Source organism: Candidatus Poriferisodalis sp. (assembly GCF_965203655.1).
Taxonomy (GTDB): domain Bacteria; phylum Actinomycetota; class Acidimicrobiia; order Acidimicrobiales; family Poriferisodalaceae; genus Poriferisodalis.
Genome location: NZ_CBDBDD010000005.1, coordinates 265933 through 283217, shown reverse-complemented (window position 1 = coordinate 283217; position 17285 = coordinate 265933). Strand labels below are relative to the sequence as shown.

18 protein-coding genes and 1 tRNA gene are annotated in these 17285 nt (G+C 67.9%); 12 read left to right on the top strand and 7 right to left on the bottom strand.

Annotated features, from left to right (window positions below; all coding sequences use genetic code 11):
• The first annotated feature begins 6 nt into the window (after window positions 1-6).
• Entirely contained in the window at window positions 7-132 is a 126-nt protein-coding gene (locus tag ACOGW9_RS05645) for a hypothetical protein (protein WP_419909199.1), read from the top strand.
• Here ACOGW9_RS05645 and ACOGW9_RS05640 read toward each other — a convergent pair.
• Entirely contained in the window at window positions 116-1279 is a 1164-nt protein-coding gene (locus tag ACOGW9_RS05640; protein ID WP_419909197.1) for a flavin-containing monooxygenase, read from the bottom strand. The two genes, ACOGW9_RS05645 and ACOGW9_RS05640, sit on opposite strands and share 17 nt — an antisense overlap.
• Before the next feature lie 46 nt (window positions 1280-1325).
• Between ACOGW9_RS05640 and ACOGW9_RS05635 the strand changes: the two genes are divergently transcribed.
• Window positions 1326-2531, top strand: coding sequence for an acyl-CoA dehydrogenase family protein (locus ACOGW9_RS05635; protein WP_419909194.1), 1206 nt, complete (start codon window positions 1326-1328; stop codon window positions 2529-2531).
• 40 nt (window positions 2532-2571) lie between these two features.
• Here ACOGW9_RS05635 and ACOGW9_RS05630 read toward each other — a convergent pair whose 3' ends face one another.
• A complete protein-coding gene (locus ACOGW9_RS05630) occupies window positions 2572-3795 on the bottom strand; it encodes a CaiB/BaiF CoA transferase family protein (RefSeq protein ID WP_419909192.1) in 1224 nt (407 codons plus the stop codon).
• Entirely contained in the window at window positions 3792-4553 is a 762-nt protein-coding gene (locus ACOGW9_RS05625; protein ID WP_419909190.1) for an enoyl-CoA hydratase/isomerase family protein, read from the bottom strand. Before ACOGW9_RS05625 ends, ACOGW9_RS05630 begins: the two co-directional genes overlap by 4 nt.
• A 111-nt stretch (window positions 4554-4664) precedes the next feature.
• Between ACOGW9_RS05625 and ACOGW9_RS05620 the strand changes: the two genes are divergently transcribed.
• The 3 genes from ACOGW9_RS05620 (at window position 4665) to ACOGW9_RS05610 (ending at window position 6304) form a co-directional block, all read left to right on the top strand.
• Window positions 4665-5498, top strand: coding sequence for a PP2C family protein-serine/threonine phosphatase (locus tag ACOGW9_RS05620; protein WP_419909188.1), 834 nt, complete (start codon window positions 4665-4667; stop codon window positions 5496-5498).
• A 132-nt stretch (window positions 5499-5630) separates the two neighbouring features.
• Window positions 5631-5876 carry a FitA-like ribbon-helix-helix domain-containing protein gene (locus ACOGW9_RS05615; protein ID WP_419909186.1) on the top strand — a complete coding sequence of 82 codons (246 nt, stop codon included), beginning with the start codon at window positions 5631-5633 and terminating at the stop codon, window positions 5874-5876.
• A gap of 11 nt (window positions 5877-5887) precedes the next feature.
• Window positions 5888-6304, top strand: coding sequence for a type II toxin-antitoxin system VapC family toxin (locus ACOGW9_RS05610; RefSeq protein WP_419909184.1), 417 nt, complete (start codon window positions 5888-5890; stop codon window positions 6302-6304).
• Between the two features lie 73 nt (window positions 6305-6377).
• Here ACOGW9_RS05610 and ACOGW9_RS05605 read toward each other — a convergent pair.
• Window positions 6378-6450: transfer RNA gene (locus ACOGW9_RS05605), tRNA-Ala, on the bottom strand.
• A 100-nt stretch (window positions 6451-6550) separates the two neighbouring features.
• Here ACOGW9_RS05605 and ACOGW9_RS05600 point away from each other — a divergent pair.
• A complete protein-coding gene (locus ACOGW9_RS05600; protein ID WP_419909182.1) occupies window positions 6551-6937 on the top strand; it encodes a pyridoxamine 5'-phosphate oxidase family protein in 387 nt (128 codons plus the stop codon).
• A gap of 70 nt (window positions 6938-7007) precedes the next feature.
• Here the strand turns inward: ACOGW9_RS05600 and ACOGW9_RS05595 are convergent, their stop codons facing one another.
• Together ACOGW9_RS05595 and ACOGW9_RS05590 are read right to left on the bottom strand one after the other, a co-directional pair.
• Window positions 7008-8021 (bottom strand): LLM class F420-dependent oxidoreductase, encoded by a 1014-nt coding sequence (locus ACOGW9_RS05595; protein ID WP_419909180.1) that lies wholly within the window; start codon window positions 8019-8021, stop codon window positions 7008-7010.
• Between the two features lie 17 nt (window positions 8022-8038).
• Entirely contained in the window at window positions 8039-9085 is a 1047-nt protein-coding gene (locus ACOGW9_RS05590; protein ID WP_419909178.1) for a phosphotransferase family protein, read from the bottom strand.
• A gap of 91 nt (window positions 9086-9176) precedes the next feature.
• Here ACOGW9_RS05590 and ACOGW9_RS05585 point away from each other — a divergent pair, with 91 nt between their 5' ends.
• From ACOGW9_RS05585 to holA, 4 genes are read left to right on the top strand one after another with little or no spacing between them, the layout of a single operon-like run.
• Window positions 9177-10334 (top strand): MFS transporter, encoded by a 1158-nt coding sequence (locus ACOGW9_RS05585; RefSeq protein WP_419909176.1) that lies wholly within the window; start codon window positions 9177-9179, stop codon window positions 10332-10334.
• A 10-nt stretch (window positions 10335-10344) separates the two neighbouring features.
• Entirely contained in the window at window positions 10345-11025 is a 681-nt protein-coding gene (locus tag ACOGW9_RS05580) for a helix-hairpin-helix domain-containing protein (RefSeq protein WP_419909173.1), read from the top strand.
• A complete protein-coding gene (locus ACOGW9_RS05575) occupies window positions 11012-12862 on the top strand; it encodes a ComEC/Rec2 family competence protein (protein ID WP_419909171.1) in 1851 nt (616 codons plus the stop codon). Before ACOGW9_RS05580 ends, ACOGW9_RS05575 begins: the two co-directional genes overlap by 14 nt.
• Window positions 12844-13815, top strand: a complete 972-nt coding sequence (gene holA / locus ACOGW9_RS05570; RefSeq protein ID WP_419909169.1) for a DNA polymerase III subunit delta — start codon at window positions 12844-12846, stop codon at window positions 13813-13815. Before ACOGW9_RS05575 ends, holA begins: the two co-directional genes overlap by 19 nt.
• 39 nt (window positions 13816-13854) lie before the next feature.
• Here holA and rpsT read toward each other — a convergent pair whose 3' ends face one another.
• Complete coding sequence (gene rpsT / locus ACOGW9_RS05565) at window positions 13855-14112, bottom strand: 30S ribosomal protein S20 (protein ID WP_419909167.1); 258 nt, start codon at window positions 14110-14112, stop codon at window positions 13855-13857.
• A gap of 101 nt (window positions 14113-14213) precedes the next feature.
• Here rpsT and lepA point away from each other — a divergent pair, with 101 nt between their 5' ends.
• Together lepA and hrcA are read left to right on the top strand one after the other, a co-directional pair.
• A complete protein-coding gene (gene lepA / locus ACOGW9_RS05560; RefSeq protein ID WP_419909165.1) occupies window positions 14214-16055 on the top strand; it encodes a translation elongation factor 4 in 1842 nt (613 codons plus the stop codon).
• Window positions 16056-16228: 173 nt separating this feature from the next.
• The gene (gene hrcA / locus ACOGW9_RS05555) at window positions 16229-17284 is read left to right on the top strand and encodes a heat-inducible transcriptional repressor HrcA (RefSeq protein WP_419909163.1); all 1056 of its coding nucleotides are present in this window, start codon (window positions 16229-16231) and stop codon (window positions 17282-17284) included.
• Window position 17285 lies beyond the last annotated feature (1 nt).

Here is a 17285-nt window from a genome sequence, read left to right as displayed (position 1 = left end):
AGTCTCGTGCGAGCCTCGGGACCGGAGATCGAACTCGCATCCGAGCGCTTGTCGGGCACGAGACTCGCCCGGATCGGCGCCGTCGTCTTCGTGGCAGTAGGTGTCATCACCATCATCACCGCCGCTCGGTGATGTGAGGCGGCGTCAGCGCACCTCGAACGCATCGAGGTGAAGGTCGCGCATCTCGCGACGGAAGCGGGCCCAGCTGCCGGGGAAGAACGGCAGGATGCGACCGTTGCGGTCGCGGTACCAGCCGGGGCAGTCGCCCGCCCAGCTTGTACCCGATGCAGAAGATGACGATGTCGACATCGACCTCGGTGCCGTCGGCGCTGACCACGCCGCTCGGGGTCAGCGCGGTGACGCCGTGCGGAACGAGCGTCACGTGATCCAGCGCCAGGGCGGGGTAGTAGTCGTCGGAGACCAGGATGCGTTTGCACCCCGGGTCGAACGAGGGTGTCAGTGCGGCGATCGTGTCGGGATCGGAGATCGCAGCGTGCATCTGGTCCATGACCTCAGCGCGCAGCTCCTCGATGGCATCGGTCTTCTTCTCGAACGCCCGTTGCCACAGCATGGTGTCGCGGTACTGCTGGCGCCGAGCACGGTGCCAACCCTCGTCGGTGGCCAGTTCCGCCTTCTCCTCATCGGTGTAGAAGCGGTTGCGGCGAGGGCGAACCCAGTTGGGCGTGCGCGAGTACACGAAGACCTCGGCCGCGTCCTTCGCCACCTCGGGAACGACCTGCACCGCGGCCGCTGCGCTGCCCACCACCGCGACCCGACGCCCGGCGAGTTCGACGTCGTGGCGCCACGACCCGGCGTGCCACACCAGGCCTTCGAAGGAGTCGAAGCCGTCGAGGGTGGGGTAGTGGGGTTCGGTGAGGCCGCCGGTGGCTGAGACGACGAAGCGGTGGCGGAGTCGTTCGCCCTCTGCCAACTCGAGTTCCCAGCAGGTGTCCTCAGGCTGCCACGATGCCCGTTCGACGGTGGTGTTGAGCCGGATGTGGTCGGCGATGCCGTACTTCTCGGCGCACGACCTGATGTAGGCCTGAATCTCGGGTTGGCCGGAGAACACCATCGAGAAGTCGGGGTTGGGCTCGAAGCTGTAGCAGTAGATGTGCGACGGGAGGTCGCAGTGCAGTCCGGGGTAGGTGTTGCGCAGCCACGTCCCGCCGACATCGGACTGCTTCTCATAGACGACGAAGTCGTCGATGCCCAGACGCTTGAGCTGGATGCCCATCACCACGCCGCTGAGGCCCGCGCCCAAGATCCCGACTAACGCCACGGCACTAGTGTCTCAGCGGAGGCCGCGGGGACGGGCAGGCTCGAACATGACGGTCTACGACGAAGCGCACGAGTGGTACTCGACTCACTGGGATGCCGAGATGCCCGTGGGGGACTGGTGGCGGCTCATCGCCGAGTCCGGATGGGGCTACCCGTTCTGGCCGGCCGATCGGTTCGGTCGCGGCCTCAGCCACGTCGAAGCCACCGAAGCCGATCGCGCCCGAGATGACGTCGGGGCGTTCGGGCCTCCGAACGGGGTGTCGGTGACGCTGGTGGCGCCCACACTGTTCGAACACGGTCCCGACCTGCTCCTCGATCGCTACCTGCCGAAGATCGCCACAGGTGAAGAGCTCTGGTGTCAGCTCTTCTCCGAGCCCGGCGCCGGATCGGACCTAGCAGGGCTGCGGACCACCGCCGAGCGAGATGGCGACGAGTGGATCATCAACGGCCAGAAGGTCTGGACCACTGCCGCTCACACGGCCGATCGGGCCGTCGTGATGGCGCGCACCGACCCCGACGTGACCAAGCACCAGGGCATCTCGTTCTTCTGCATCGACATGGGCCAGCCCGGCATCGAGGTTCGCCCCTTGCGAGACATGACCGGTGATTGCGAGTTCAACGAGGTCTTCATGGACAACGCCCGCGTGCGTCACGACGATGCGATCGGCGGGCTGAACAACGGCTGGCGGGCGGCCATGACGATGCTGGCCGTCGAGCGCGAGCTCGATGCCGTGGGCCACGACGGTGGCGGCGACGTCGTCAACAACGTCGACCTCTCGGCGCCTGTCGGGGTGGTCCAGCATGAGCAGGCCACCAGCACCGGCATCTCGGGTTTCAGCTACACCACAGGCGCCATGAAAGACCGGGTCGTCCGATCGTTGCTCGACGACGAAGATCGAACCGATCCGCTGCTGCGACAGGCGTTGGCCAACGCACACATCGAACGAGCCGTCCTGGACTGGAACGGCGCCAGACAGGTGAATCCGTCGCTCGGCAAGCTTGCCAACTCGCTGTTGTGCCGCACCCTGCGTGATCTGGGCTTCTCCGGCAAGGGCATGCCCGCACAGCTCGGCCGCGACGATCAGCCCGACGGCGGCCACTTCCTGAAGACGGCACTGTTCGCCCAGGGCATGGCCATAGCCGGCGGTACCGACGAGATCCAGCGCAACCTCATCGGCGAGCGCGAGCTCGGTCTTCCCAAGGAACCTGATCCAACCCGGGGTCTGGCGTTCAGCGAACTCCCCGACCAGTAGGACGTGATCGCCACGCCGCTGCGGGCCGCCGCTTCGCCGGTCAGCTGAGGCCCGATGGCACGCCGTCGATCATCACGCCGGTGTCGTGCAACTTGTCGATCTGTTCGTCGGACAGCCCCAGCTCCGCCAGGACCTCGCGGTTGTGCTCGCCCTGGAACGGCGCCAGGCCTGCGGGGGGAAGCTCGCCCGCGCTGAACTTCCAGGGCGGCGATGGGACGCGAGCGGTGCCCCCGGCACGGTCGTCCACCTCGCGGATGGCTCCACGCTCGGTGGCCCACTCGGACTCGGCGATCTCCGACACCGTGCGGATGGTGCCCACCGCTAGCCCAGCCTCACTGACCTGGGCCTCGAGCTCTTCGATGGTGCGGAACGTCAGCACCCAATCGCGGATCTCGGCATGCAGCTCGGCCCAGTTCTCGCGCCGGAATTCGGGGGTGATGAACCGGATGTCGAGCAGCAGGTCGTTGCGGCGCATCATGGCGCAATAGCGCTGGAACACGAACGTGGCGACGGGGCTGGCCGCAATCGTGATGAGCTGGCCGTCGGGGAGCTCGAACACCGGCGATTCAGGCGCGCTGAGGGCCAGCGGTTCTCCTTCGACGTCGATGTCCGACAGCTCGTAGCTCACGCGGTCGTTGACAGCGAGCATCGAGTGCACCATGGCCACGTCGACGTGTTGCCCTTCGCCGGTGCGGTCGCGGTGCGCCAGCGCGGCCAGCGTGGCGATCACGCCCTGGAGGCCGGTGTAGACGTCGGCGTGGTTGTACGCGTCGTTCTCGACCGAGGTCAGCGTGTCGCCATAGTGGCGCGAGATGATCTCTGTGAACCCCGACTCGGCCTGCACCGTCGGGGCGAACGCCGGCCGGTTGCGCCACGGACCGGTCTGGCCGTATCCGCTGATCGACACCATGATCAGCGTCGGGTTGACGGCGAGAAGATCCTGGTATCCGAGGCCGAAGCCGTCGAGCGTGCCGGGCCGGAAGTTCTCCACCACGATGTCGGCCTCGGCCACCAGCTGGCGCACGATGTCCTGGGCTTCGACGAAGTTGAGGTCGAGGCTGATGGCGCGCTTGCCGCTGTTCTGCTGGGCGAAGTAGAGCGACATCGGTCCGACGTGGGGCTGGCCGCTTCGGCCCGTGTCCGGTGCGGGGGGCTCGATCTTGACCACCGATGCGCCCAGGTCGCGCAGTTGCTTGGTGCAATGGGGGCCGGCGAGCACCCGGGTGAAGTCGACGATCTTGACGCCGTCCAGCGGGGCGGTCATCGGCCCTGGAAGATGGCGGTGCCGGGACCGGTCTCGGCGAAAGCGGTCATGCCGGTCTGGAGGTCTTCTGAGGCCCACACGGGCTTCGCGGCCTCGTCCTGGACCACATCAGCGGCTCGCACACCCTCGCTGGTGGTGATAGCAGCTAGGCGTTTGATGGCGGCGTAGGAGACGTTCGGGCCCGTCGCCAGCTGGCGGGCCCACGACAGAGACGCGTTCTCGAGTTCGTCGTCTTCCACCACGACGTTCACGATGCCCCACTTCTCGAGCAGCACAGGATCGTGGCGGCGAGCGAACATTGCGATCTCTTTGCCGCGGCTGGCGCCGGCTCGATCTACGACGCGTTGCACTCCGCCGAGCAACGGCATCAGGCCCAGGGTGGCTTCCACGAGTCCGAGCCGGGCCGACGCCCCGCAGATGATGAAATCGCAGGCCAAGGCGACCTCGAATCCGCCGCCGAGCGCGAGGCCCCCGACGGCGGCGATGGTGGGAAGCGGCACGCCTTCGAGTCGTTCGAGGACGGCGGCCGCGTCCTGGGCACGGCCTTCTTCCGATCCGAACCCGTCGACGTCGGCGCCGGCGGAGAAGTGCTTCATCTCGCTGCGGAGCAGGATCGCGCGGCCACCGGCGTCTGCTGCGCTCTCGAAGGCCCCGATCAGCTGGCCGATGAAGGCGCCGTTGAGCAGGTTGTGCGGTGGCTTGGCCATCGTGACCACGGCGACGGCGCCGTCTATCTCGAGCCGGACATGGTCGGACATGAGCCAAGTCTGCCCGACGCTCGGCTGTCCCCGCAGAACTTCGAAAACCATGCTGCTGGGGCCGAAACACCTCAGTACGGTCGTTGAGGCGATCCTGATCGGAACACGGCCATGCCCAAGAGCTCCCAAGCCCCCGTCTCGACTGACATCGCGACACGGCGCGAAGTCGGTCCTCGGGATCGGCAGGAGGATCGCGTTCGCACAGTCGTGAACGGCGACGGGTCATGGTTGATGGCGGTGGCAGACGGACTGGGCGGTCACCCGTTCGGCGACGAAGCGGCGCAGGCGGCGGTGGATGCGTTGCCGGAACGGATCAGCAGCCCCGCCGAGATGGCGGAGGCGTTCGGTGCGGCCAACGCGGCGGCGTGGGCGCTGCATCCGGAGATGAGAAGCCCCGACGAGGATCTGTCGTCAGTAATCGCATTGACAACGTTGGTGGTTGCTGCGTGGACTCCCGAAAGCGGCCTGTTGGTGTCGTGGGTGGGCGATTCGATGGCGTTTCTGGTGCCGGTTTCGGCCGGGCCGGGCTGGCACAGCACGCCTCACGGCGGCCCGATGGGATTCGTCAGCCGCGGCATCGGCATGTTCCGCGCCAGCCGCGGCGGCAGCTACGAGCTGCCGCCGGGACATCTCGAAAGCCTCAGCGACGACGTGCCCGCCGAGCGAGTCGATGGCTGGATCGGCAACCAAGGGCTGCTGGTGGTGCTCGCAAGCGACGGGCTGTTCGACCCGGTTTTGATGGCTCACGACCGAGGCTGGTTCGGCGATGATCCCGATGACTTGAGCCTCGGCTTCGCGTTGCCGCCCGACCATCGGGGCTCCGCCGACGCCGCGGCCGACACGCTGATGGACACTGCCCAATTCGCTGGCCTGATCGACAACACCACCATCGCAGTGGCCCGCATCACCCGCCACCAAGCAGCGTCAGCGGCGGGGGAGGGCTGAGATGCTTCGCTGGGAGCTATCGCGGCTGCCGGTCGCCGAGGGTTCGGGAGCCGAACGCATCCGTGACGGCGCAGTGCTGATTGCAATGCTGTCATTGCATACACTGACTACTGAAAAGGTGCGGGAGGCCCGATGGCAAGCATCACGGTTCGGAATCTTGATGAGCGAGTGAAACGGCGATTGCGCATTCGAGCAGCTGAGCACGGTTGTTCCATGGAGCAAGAGGCCCGTGACATCCTCGCGGCGGCATTGGATGACGAAACCGCCTCGTCGGGAGATCTGGGCACCGCCATCCATGAACTCTTCCGACCCTTCGAAGTCGAACTTCTGCAGGTCCCGCCCAGAGAGCCGATGCGCGAAGTTCCTGACTTCGATTGAGGACGGCAGCGGTGTTCATTCTCGACACGAACGTCGTTTCTGAGATCATGCGCGTGCAGCCGCATATCGGCGTCGTGGAGTGGATCGACCGCCAGCCGAGCGACAACCTCTACGTCACAGATGTGACCGAGGCGGAGATCCGTACGGGCATCGCCATCTTGCCGGAAGGCGAAAAGCAGCGTGGTTTGGCTGCCGCGGCTGACCAAGCGTTCGATGTGCTCTTGGCAGGACGCGTCCTGCCGTTCGATAGCGACGCAGCACGCATGTACGCGGCGATAGCCGCCGCACGTCGGTCCAGCGGCCATCCGATCAGCCATGCCGACTGTCAGATCGCCGCCATCGCTCGGTCGATCGGTGCGTCAGTCACTACGAGAAATGTGAACGACTTCGAGGGGTGCGGCGTCGAGGTGGTCAACCCCTGGACCTGAGGCTGTAGCAATCACTTGCCCGGATTCTGCGTCCCTCTCTTGGCCAACGCGAGATCCACCTTCGGCTGGAGCGTGGAGCTAAGGGGAATTGAACCCCTGACCTCTTCCATGCCATGGAAGCGCTCTACCAACTGAGCTATAGCCCCGAGGCCTCACGACGATACCAGCGCGCTGCTCAGAACTGAGAGTGGATCGAGGGGCCGATCCGGCGCGCGAACGGTGCGGGGCGGGCATATCGTCGGGCACATGAGCATCCCCGTGGAGCCCGGCGACATCGGCAAGCAGATGGAGCAGTTCGGCAACGCTGCATACGTGCTGACGGTGCGCGACGACGCCACGCCGCACATCGCCCACTTGGCGATGCGGCTCGACGGCGAGGTGCTGCGGTGCGGCGCCAGCCGATCGGCGGCGGCCAACGTGGCGCAGCGCCCGACGATCTCGGTGCTGTGGCCGCCGTACGAGCCCGGCGGTTACTCAATGATCGTGGACGCCGTGGCCCGCACGGTCGACGGGGCCGACGGGCTGGAGCTGGAACTGCGGCCGACCAATGGCGTCCTGCACCGGCCTGCGACGCCGGCCACCCCGGCTACGAACCCCAACTGCGGTTCAGACTGCGCGCCGCTCAGCGCCTGAGCCAACGGGGGCTAGCTCTGCGGGTCGTTGCCGTGTTTGATGCTTCAACGACGCTTCGAGCTAGCGGGCGCTAGCTCTTCAGGTCGTTGAAGATCGTCTCCCAGCGGGAGCGGTCGCCCTTGTAGGGGGCATAGAAGCTGACCCGGTCGACCACGTCGTCGAAGCGGCGCTTCAGCTCGGTGGCCACCTGCTCGGGCTCGGCCACCACGGCGAACGCATCGAGGATGTCGTCGTCGACCAGGTTGGCCATCTCGACCCAGCGACCCTCCTTGGACATGGCGTTCAGCTCGGTCTGCATGTCGCCCCAGCCATGGCAGTCGAGCACTGGCCGGTACGCGGGTGTGGAGCCGTAGAAGGCCACCTGCTGCTTGGTGGCGTCCTTGGCCTTGGCCATGTCTTCTTCGGTGTTGCCGGTCACGATGAACGACGGGCCCGAGATGGTGATCTCGCTGGGATCACGGCCGGCCCGCGCCGCACCCCGCTCGATCGCCGGGATCGTCTCCTCACGCAGGTACTTCTCGGTGGTGAAGCCGTGGCACAGGAAGATGTCGCAGGTCTCGCCCGCCACCTCGGTCATGAGCGGGCCCACGCCGGCCAGTGCCATCCGTGGCGCGCCGTAGGGATTCGGCCCCGGATCGAAGAACGGCGTCATCAGCGTGTGCTCGTAGAAGTCGCCGCGGAAGTTCAGCTTCTCGCCGTTGTTCCAGCAGTCCCAGATGGCCTTGATCGCCATGATCATCTCGCGCATGCGAGCCGCCGGCTTGGACCACTCCATCGAGAAGCGCCGGGTGATGTGCGGGCGGATCTGGCTGCCCAACCCCAGGATGAACCGCCCTTCCGACAGCGTCTGGATGTCGTTGGCGCTGTAGGCCAGCGTCATCGGGTTGCGGGCAAAGCCCACCGCGATGTTCGTGCCGAGGTCCACAGTCTCGGTCGCGTGCGCGATGAGCGGGAGCATCGTGAACGGATCGTGGCTGGTCTCTGGCACCCACAAACCGTCGTAACCCAATGCTTCTTGTTCTCGACTCGACTCCATCAGGTTGTCGAATCCGCTTGTGACTCCGAGGCCGCCGTCTACCTTCATGGCCGGGAGAGTAGCGGCTAGAGGTTTGCCAGCACCGACTCGGCTCGCTCGGCCAGCGACACGATGCTCTGCGGGAACTCATGCACCTCAGGTGGGATCTCGGGGATCGCGCCGCCCACGTAGCGCGCATGCACGCCTTCGAGGATGCAGGCCAAGCGCCAGCTCGCAAAGGCGAAGTGCCATTCGATATTGCTGACGTCGCGGCCGGTCAGCTCGGCGTAGGCATGGGTGAGCTGGTCGCGGGTCCAGAAGCCGTCGGCAGCGGTGGCGTCGTGGCCGAGCGGGTTGAAGCCGTCGTCGGCCCCGACCCAGTAGCCGAGCAGGAATCCCAGCTCCGCGACCGGGTCGCCCAGCGTGGAGATCTCCCAATCCAGCACGGCCGCCAGGTCTCCGTCGGCGGTTGAGAGGCAGTTGTCGAGGCGGTAGTCGCCGTGGACCAGGGTGGCCTCGGTCTGCGGCGGGATTGAGGCCACCAGCACGTCGTGGACGCGTTCGATGATCGGCAGGTCTCGCGAGGTCATGGCGTTGAACTGGCGGCGCCAAACGTGGAGCTGCCGAGCCACGTAGTCCTCCGGCCGGCCGAGGGTGGCGAGCCCGGTCGCCTCCAAGTCGGTGCTGTGGATGGCGGCGAGCACCCCGACCATCCGCCGGCTCAGCTTCCCACGGGCCTCGGGGGTCAGCGCCTCGGCATCGTCAAGCGAGCGCAACACTGTGCCGTCGACAAAGTCGGTCACATAGAAGTCGGCGCCGTTCACCTCGGCGTCGGTGCACAGGCCCACCACCGGCGGCGTGGGGACCTCGGTGGGCTCCAGCGACGACAGCAGGCGGTGCTCGCGCACCATGTCGTGTGCCCCGGCCAGCAGGTGCGCCAGCGGCGGGCGGCGCAGCACCCACCGGCGCCCCGCGGCGTCGCTGACTCGGTAGGTGAGGTTGGAGTGGCCGCCGGCGATGATCTCGAACTGCAGCGGCGGGCTGAGCTCGACTCGTTCGGCCATCCAGGCCGTGACCGGTTCGGGGTCGATGCCGGCGACCGGACCGCTGGCTTCAGAGACTGCATCAGACACCGTCGCTCCCTCCTGTAGTCGACCCCGCAGCGCTCCATCATGGCCGCGGCGATGCCGCGGTGCCTGCTGCCGGCGCCAATACGCTTCGCCGGTGCTGTTCGTGACGATCTACACGACGCAGTTCCTCGTCACGGCATCGATGGGCGTCATCTTCGCCTACCTGGCGGACCTGCAAGATCGATACGGACTCTCCCACTGGGAGCTAGGCATGGTCGCCGCCGCCGGTTTCGTCGCCGGCTTGTTGGCGCAGTTGCTGCTCTCGCCGCTGGTCGACCGGGGCCACCACCGTTTCGTGGCATGGATCTCGGTGACAGCGGCAGTGTTGGGCGCTTTCGGCTTCGTGTTCGCAGAGGAGACATGGTCGCTCGTGACGAGCCGGGCCCTGGCCGGTCTCTCCTTCGGGCTGTTCGGCCTGGTGGCTCGCAAGGCGCTGATCGGACGGGACATCAGCGGCAGCGGCGCCAAGGTGGGCGGCCTGCTGTCGTGCGCTGTGGCTGGCTTCATCAGCGGTCCGGCGATCGGGGCAGCGCTCAGCAGCGTCTCGTTTGAGGCCCCGTTCCTTCTCACCGGCACGCTGATGCTGTTGCTCGGACCGGTCGCAGCCGTGCTGATCTCGAAGTCGCCGATCGCTGCGGCCGCGGTGGACTACTCGGACCTCTCGAACCTGCTCCGCCGCCCTCGGGTTCAGGCGGCCATCTGCGTGCACGTCGGGATCTGGGGACTCATCGGCATCTTCGACGCGACCGTCGACCGTTACCTCACCGACGTGGGATTGTCGTCGGGAGAGCTGGCTGTTGGGCTGCTCATCATCGGCATCCCGCTGATGGCGTTGCCGCCCTACACCGGCGCCCTGGCTGAACGCCTGGGCGGAGGTCGCGTCGCTGTGCCCGGACTGCTGCTCTTCGTCCCGGCAGTGCTGCTGTATGGCTGGATCGGGGGACTGGCGAGCTTCATCGCCGTCGGCATCGCCGAAGCGGTCACCGAGTCGTACGGCGTGATGGGTGCCCAAGTGCTCGTGCTCGAGGCCACGGGTGCCGAGCAGGCGGCGATGGGGACCGGGGTACTGGAAGCTGTCGGTCTGCTTGTCGCGGCCGGCGCCGCATTCGGCGGCCCGCCGCTGTACGGCCAGCTCGGGCCGCGTTGGCTGTTCGGCGGCTGGGCGGTGGCCTGCCTGATTCTCGCGGTGATCGCGATGTTGAGACTGAAAGCTGTGAAAATTCCACCAAAGATCATCAAAATGAGTCACTAAGTTCGCTTGAATGCGAGCGCCGGGCGCTGGGCCTTCAGCAGACGGACCTTCAGCAGATGGGCGCTCGACCGACTGGCGTTCTGTGCTGGCCGAGCTGGCGAGTGTCGCTCGTCGAGCCGGCACGGTGCCAGTGCTGGTCGCGGCCGGGGCACTCGTTGCTGTCGTGGGCGTCGGCTTCCTCGCGGGCGTGCGGCATGGTGCGCCTGCGCCGATCGAGCTGCCTGCGGCCTCAGAGGGCGCACCGCTGCCGGTCGCGACAACCCAGCCGTCGATGCTTCGGGTACATCTTGCCGGCGCCGTCGAGCGGCCGGGGCTGTATGAGGTGCCAGCCGGCTTCAGGGTGGGCGACCTGGTCGACGATGCCGGAGGGCCAGCCGCCGGTGCCGATATGGCAGCGGTCAACCTGGCCGAGCGGATGCGGGACGGCCAGCAGATCTATGTGCCGCGCGTGGGCGAGCAGCCGGTGATCGGCGCTGGCGATGCCGCCACAGGCACCGCAGGGCCGGTCGATGTCAACGCTGCGACAGCGCCCCAGTTGGAAAAACTGCCAGGCATCGGCCCGTCCCTGGCAGCGGCGATCGTGGCCTACCGGGCCGAGAACGGGCCGTTCGCGACGCTGGACGAACTCGAAGAGGTGCCCGGGATCGGGCCGGCCAAGCTGTCGCAGCTCAGGACCCGTGCGAAGGTCTGACGCGCTCGGGGTCGCGCTGGCGGCACCCCGGCGGTTCGGGGGGCTGAGCGCAGTCGACGATCGCTGGATCGTGGCAGGAGCGTTCGGCGCTGCGATCGGGGCGATATGGGCGCCCGACGTGTCGTGGTGGTGGGGAGCTCCGCTGATCGTTGCCGGTATCGCATCTCGCGCGCGGGTGCTCATACCGGTGGCAGCGCTGCTGCTAGCCGCAGCGTCGATGGGCGCTCAGCTCAACCGGCTTGACGCAGCCGTTGGCGGAGATGTCGAGGGCGACGTCGTCCTTGCGGCGGACCCTCGGTGGCGTGCCGGTGCCTTGGTCGTCCCCTTCAGCGCGACGGTCGACGGCGAACGCTTCCGGTGGGAGGGCTGGGCCCGTGGACCGGCTGCATGGGAGCTCGAAGACGCTGCCATGGGGGAGCGCTGGCGTTTGAGCGCCGCGGCTGAACCGGCCGGCGCCGCGGACCGCAAGTTCATGTGGCCGCGCCACCTCGCGGGCGGCGCGCAGATCCACACTGCGCAGCGCATCGACGGCGGTGCTGCGCCGTTCCGTGTCGCCAACCGCCTGCGAGATAGCGTTGCCGCCTCGGCAACGTCGCTGTCGCAGCGCGACGCTGCGCTGCTCGCGGGATTCGTGTACGGCGACGATCGCGGGCAGCTGCCAGAAGTGGTGCACGACTTCCGGGCTACATCGCTGACCCACCTGCTCGCCGTGTCGGGCTCGAACGTGGCGTTCGTGCTGCTGTTGTTTGCGCCGCTGATGGTGCGACTGCGTCCGTCCGTGCGGCTCGGCGCAGTCGGGCTGTTGCTTGCTCAGTTCGCCGTGTTGACCCGCGGGGAGCCATCGGTGCTGCGGGCGTGCGTGCTGGCCACCCTGGCCGTCGGGGCGCATGCGATCGGCCGGCGGGCGTCCGCGCCTCGATTGTTGGCGACGGCTGTCATCGTGCTGCTGCTTGTTGATCCACTGCTGGTGCGTTCGGTGGGCTTCCAGCTCTCGGTAGCCGCCACCGCTGCGATCGTGCTCGGCGCCGGCCGCGTCGCCGGACTGCTCCGAGGCCCTCCCTGGCTGCGACTCGCGCTCGCCGCGACCCTGACGGCGCAGGCAGGCGTGCTGCCCGTGCAGCTCGCCGTGTTCGGTTCGCTCCCGTTGGCCAGCATCCCAGCCAACGTCCTCGCCGGTCCGATCGCGGGGCCGGCCATGGTCTGGGGCCTCGTCGCGGGCCTGGCCGGCGGCGTGACCGGAGACGCAGTCGCGGCAGTCCTGCACCTGCCGACGAGGCTAATGCTGGGCTGGGTCGCCGCCGTCGCCCGCTGGGGAGCGGGACTGGGCTGGCCCTACATCGAGGCACCCGAGCTGGCGGGCATCGTCGCCGTCGCAGGCCTGTGCACGGCTGTGGCGTTGTGGGCACGCCGCCGCGGCGCAGGCTTCAGCGGCTTCGTGGCGGCGTTCGTCATCGGGGTATGGGCAGCGGCAAGCACCCACCGGGCGCCGCCGCCGCAGGGCGCGCACCTGTCCGTGCACAATGTCGAGCCTGCCGTCGTCGTGATAGATCGACCTGATGCAGCGAGGGCGCTCGACCAGCTCGCCACTGCGGGCATCGGCGACATCGACGTGCTGGTCGTCCGCTCGGCAAGCCGGGCTGGCCGCGAAGCTGTGCGGGCGTTGGCCGCACGCCATGAGATACGCAGCGTGCTCGCGCCCGAGCGCCTCGGCGGCAGGGTTCCGTACGCACCGGTGCGCGAGCCGATCACCGTCAGCGGACTGCAGATCGCACCCGCCGGCGAGCGACTCACTGCAGCACCCGCAGTAGCGTCGAAGGAGTGGCAGGCGGAACCGTGAGGCTCATCAGCGGTTCCGACGAGATCCTCACCGCCGAAGCCGTGCTCGCCGCTGTCGACGATCTGGTGGGAGACGCCGACCGGGCCGAAGTGCTCCACGAATTCTCCGGTGAGGAGTACACGGTCGAAGACCTCGCCATCGCGGCGTCGACGCCGCCCATGCTGGCCACGCACCGAGTCGTCGTGGCCCGCGGACTGAGCCGTTTCGGCACGTCCGAGCTTGCAGCTCTTATTGCATGGCTCGACGATCCATGCCCGACCACCGATCTCGTCCTGGAGTGGGACGCCGGCCGCATCCCGCGCAAGCTCGCAGAAGCAGCCGAGGCCGCCGGAGGCCAGCGAATCTCCTCGGACGTACCGGGCGGGGCGCGCAACCAGCGGACGTGGACCGCCGAACGGATCGCGGAATCGTCGGTGGATCTCGATGCCCGGGCCCGCGCGACGGTCGTCGAGCACCTCGGCTCCGACCTCAGCCGCCTGGGTTCGATTCTCGAGACGCTCGAAGCCGTCTATGGCGCTGGGATGCGCCTCGGCCCCGACGACGTGCTGCCCTACCTGGGCGCCGAGGGAGATGTGCCGCCGTGGGAGCTGACCGACGCGATTGACCGGGGCGACGTGGGCGCGGCGCTGACCGTCCTGCAGCGAATGTGGGGCGCCGGTCGTCACCCGCTGGCCGTCGCTGCGTCGGTGACCGGCCACATCACCCGCATGGCCCGCCTCGACGGCACTGCAGCTGCCAACGAGAAGGAAGCGGCGGAAATCCTGGGGCTGCGCGGTTCCACGTTTCCCGCCCGCAAGGCGCTCGAAGCCTGCCGCCGGAGGGGGAGCGACGGCATTGCGCGCGCCGTCGAACTGGCGGCAGCCGCCGATGTGGACCTGCGCGGGCGATCAGGGCTCAACCCCCGCTGCATCACCGAGATTCTGTGCGCCCGGCTCGCTGCCGGCGCTCGTTAGTGCCGGCTGGGAACCCGGCGAACGAGGGCTAGGTCGGGCTCAAGCGCCGCGAGCGGCCCGGGTCGCCAGCCGGGACTTGCGCCGCCCGGCCTCGTTGCGGTGGATGACGCCCTTGGCGGCCGCCTTGTCGAGGCGCTTCTGAGCGAGGCGCAACAGCTCGTCGGTGGGCTCGCCGGCAGCGGCTGCGCTGGCGACGGCCTTCTCGCGGGTCCGCAGCTCGGAGCGCACGGCACGATTGCGCACGCGGCGCACCTCGTTCTGGCGGTTGCGCTTGATCTGGCTCTTGATGTTGGCCACGCGGGCGAGTCCTTCTGCGAGTCGTTGCGGCAGGCGAGAGGCCTGACGAGCAGCTCCGAGCTGTCGCTGAACCGGCCCCGCAGGGTACCGTGCGGCCTGCAATGCCCAACGTGCCCCCTGAGCCGGACATTCGGCAGGGTTCCGGGGCCTCAGGATCCTCCGGCCCCGGTTCGATACGCAATTTCTCGATCATCGCTCACATCGATCACGGGAAGTCCACGCTGTCGGATCGGATCCTGGAATTGACCGGCGCGGTGGAGGAGCGCTCCATGCGCGCCCAGTACCTCGATTCGATGGATCTCGAACGCGAGCGTGGCATCACCATCAAGGCGCAGAACGTGCGGGTCGGCTGGCGCGGCCACACCCTGCATCTCATCGACACCCCCGGTCACGTCGACTTCGGGTACGAGGTGAGTCGCTCCTTGGCCGCGTGCGAGGGCGTCGTGCTGCTCGTCGACGCTGCGCAGGGCATCGAGGCGCAGACACTGGCCAACTGCTATCTGGCTCTCGAAGCGGATCTCGCCATCGTGCCGGTGCTCAACAAGATCGATCTGCCTGCGGCCGACCCGGACCTGTACGCGTCGGAGATCGAGCGGGTGCTGGGCATCGATGCCGGTGAAGTGCTGGCGGTCTCGGCGAAGACCGGCGACGGTGTCCCCTCGCTGCTCGACGCCATCGTCGAGCGCATCCCTCCGCCGAGCGGCGACCCGCACGGACCGTTGCAGGCGCTGATCTTCGATTCCCACTTCGATCAGTACCGGGGCGTGATCTCCTCGGTGCGCGTGATGAACGGCCGGCTGGGCACCGGCGATCGCCTGCGCTTCATGCATGCCGGCGGGATCCACCTTGCCGAGGAGGTGGGCGTGCGAGTCCCGGCGGTCACGCCGGCCGACGAGTTGGGTCCCGGCGAAGTCGGGTATCTCATCGCCGGCATCAAGGACGTCGCGGAGGCCCGGTCCGGCGAGACCGTGACATCTGCTGCGGCGCCCGCGGACGCTCCGCTCGAGGGCTACGACGATCCGAAGCCGATGGTCTTCTGCGGCCTGTATCCCATCGACGGCGATGAGTACCCCGAGCTGCGCGACGCCTTGGCGAAGCTGCGGCTCAACGACGCGTCGGTCTCGTTCGAGCCCGAGACTTCGAGCGCTCTGGGATTCGGATTCCGGTGCGGGTTTCTCGGCTTGCTGCACATGGAAATCGTGCGCGAACGGCTCGAGCGCGAGTTTGACCTGTCGCTCATTGCAACAGCCCCCTCAGTGGCGTACCGCGTGCGGACCAGCGACGGTGACGATGTCGAGGTCGACAATCCCTCGGACCTGCCGCCGGCGGCGCAGGTCGACGAGATCGCAGAACCCATGCTGAACGTGTCCATCCTCACGCCGAGCGCATACACGGGTGCAGTCATGGACCTGTGCCAGTCGCGGCGGGGCTCGATGTCGCAGATGGACTATCTCTCACCTGAGCGTGTCGAGCTGCGCTACGAACTGCCGCTGGCGGAGGTTGTCACCGACTTCTTCGACCAGCTCAAGAGCCGCACGCAGGGCTACGCCAGCTTGGACTACGACCACGCCGGCTACCGGGCGGAACGCTTGGTGCGGGTCGACATCCTGCTCAACAGCGAGCCGGTCGACGCGTTCTCGGCCATCTGCCACCGCGACGGGGCCTATCCCTACGGCAAGGCCATCACAGCGAAGCTGGCCGAGCTCATCCCGCGCCAGCTCTTCGACGTGCCGATCCAGGCGGCCATCGGGGGCCGGATCATCGCTCGCGAGACCGTCAAGGCCAAGCGCAAAGACGTGCTGTCGAAGTGCTACGGCGGCGACATCACCCGCAAGCGCAAGCTGCTCGAGCGGCAGAAGGAGGGCAAGAAGCGGATGAAGGCCATTGGGCGCGTCGAAGTGCCGAACGAGGCCTTTGTTTCCGCGCTGCGTCTCGACCAGTGACCGGTGCCCGCTGCGGAGGCGACGGAGCCCTCTGCTCCAGCGATCCAGCAGGTCGCAATGTCGCAGAGTTCTCCGCCGCCTCCTCCGCTGTTCCCCCTGCTGGCAGGGAGAGGCATCGGTAGCATCGCGAGGCAAGCTGCCACGGTCCGCACAGGATTGGCTGCGGAGGTGTGATGGACGAGCGCAGAGCCACGGTGCTGCGAGCGGTCGTGGAGAACTTCATCGAGAGCGCGCAACCGGTCGGCTCAGCCGCCGTGCTCTCGGGGACTCGTCTCGACGTGTCGCCTGCGACGGTGCGCAACGATCTTGCTGCGCTCGAAGCAGGCGGCTACCTGATGCAGCCGCACACCAGTGCCGGGCGAATTCCCACCGAGGCGGGCTACCGCTACTTCGTAGACGGCCTCGGACCGGGCTCGCTGGACAGCGCCGAGGTGCAGCAAGTGCGTGCGTTCTTCGCCCATGCACAGGGACAGATCGAGGAATTGCTCTCCGACACCAGCCGGTTGCTGTCGGATCTGACCGAGTATGCGGCGATGGTCGTGGCGCCCAGCCACGATCGGGACACGATCCGCTCTGCCCAGCTGGTCGACCTCGGAGGCGGGCGCCTGCTGGTCGTATTGGTGATGTCGTCGGGGGCGGTCGAGCGCACCTACGTCGACGTCTACAGCAGCCCCGAGCTGGTGGCCGCTGCCCAGGAGCCTGCGACCGGCGCTGCCTCCGCGGTCCTCAATGAGGCGCTCACCGGTCGGGCACGGTCTCGCCGGCTGGATGTCCGCGCAACCGGTGACGCGGCGACCGACGCGTTGGTGGATGCGGCGCTGTTGGCCCTCGCCGCCGACGAGCCCACCTCGGGTGAGCTCTACGTGGGCGGCACCGCGAAGATCACCGAGCAGTTCGAAGCCGTGTCGTCGCTGCGGTCGGTGCTGTCGGTGCTCGAGGAGCAGCTCATGGTGGTGACGCTGCTGCGCGGCCTGGTGGATCGGGGGCTGAGTGTGGCCATCGGCTCAGAGACCGGCATGCAGCCGCTCGCCGAGTGCTCCGTGGTGGTCGCGCCGTACCAGGTCGATGGCGAGACCGTCGGCAGCGTGGGACTGCTGGGCCCGACTCGCATGGACTACCCGAAAGCGCTCGCAGCGGTGCACACGGTGAGCCGGAGGCTGTCGGCCTCTCTCGGTGACGGCGACGGCGCTCACGTACCCGCTGACGCAGCGCGCACCGCCCCCCACTAAG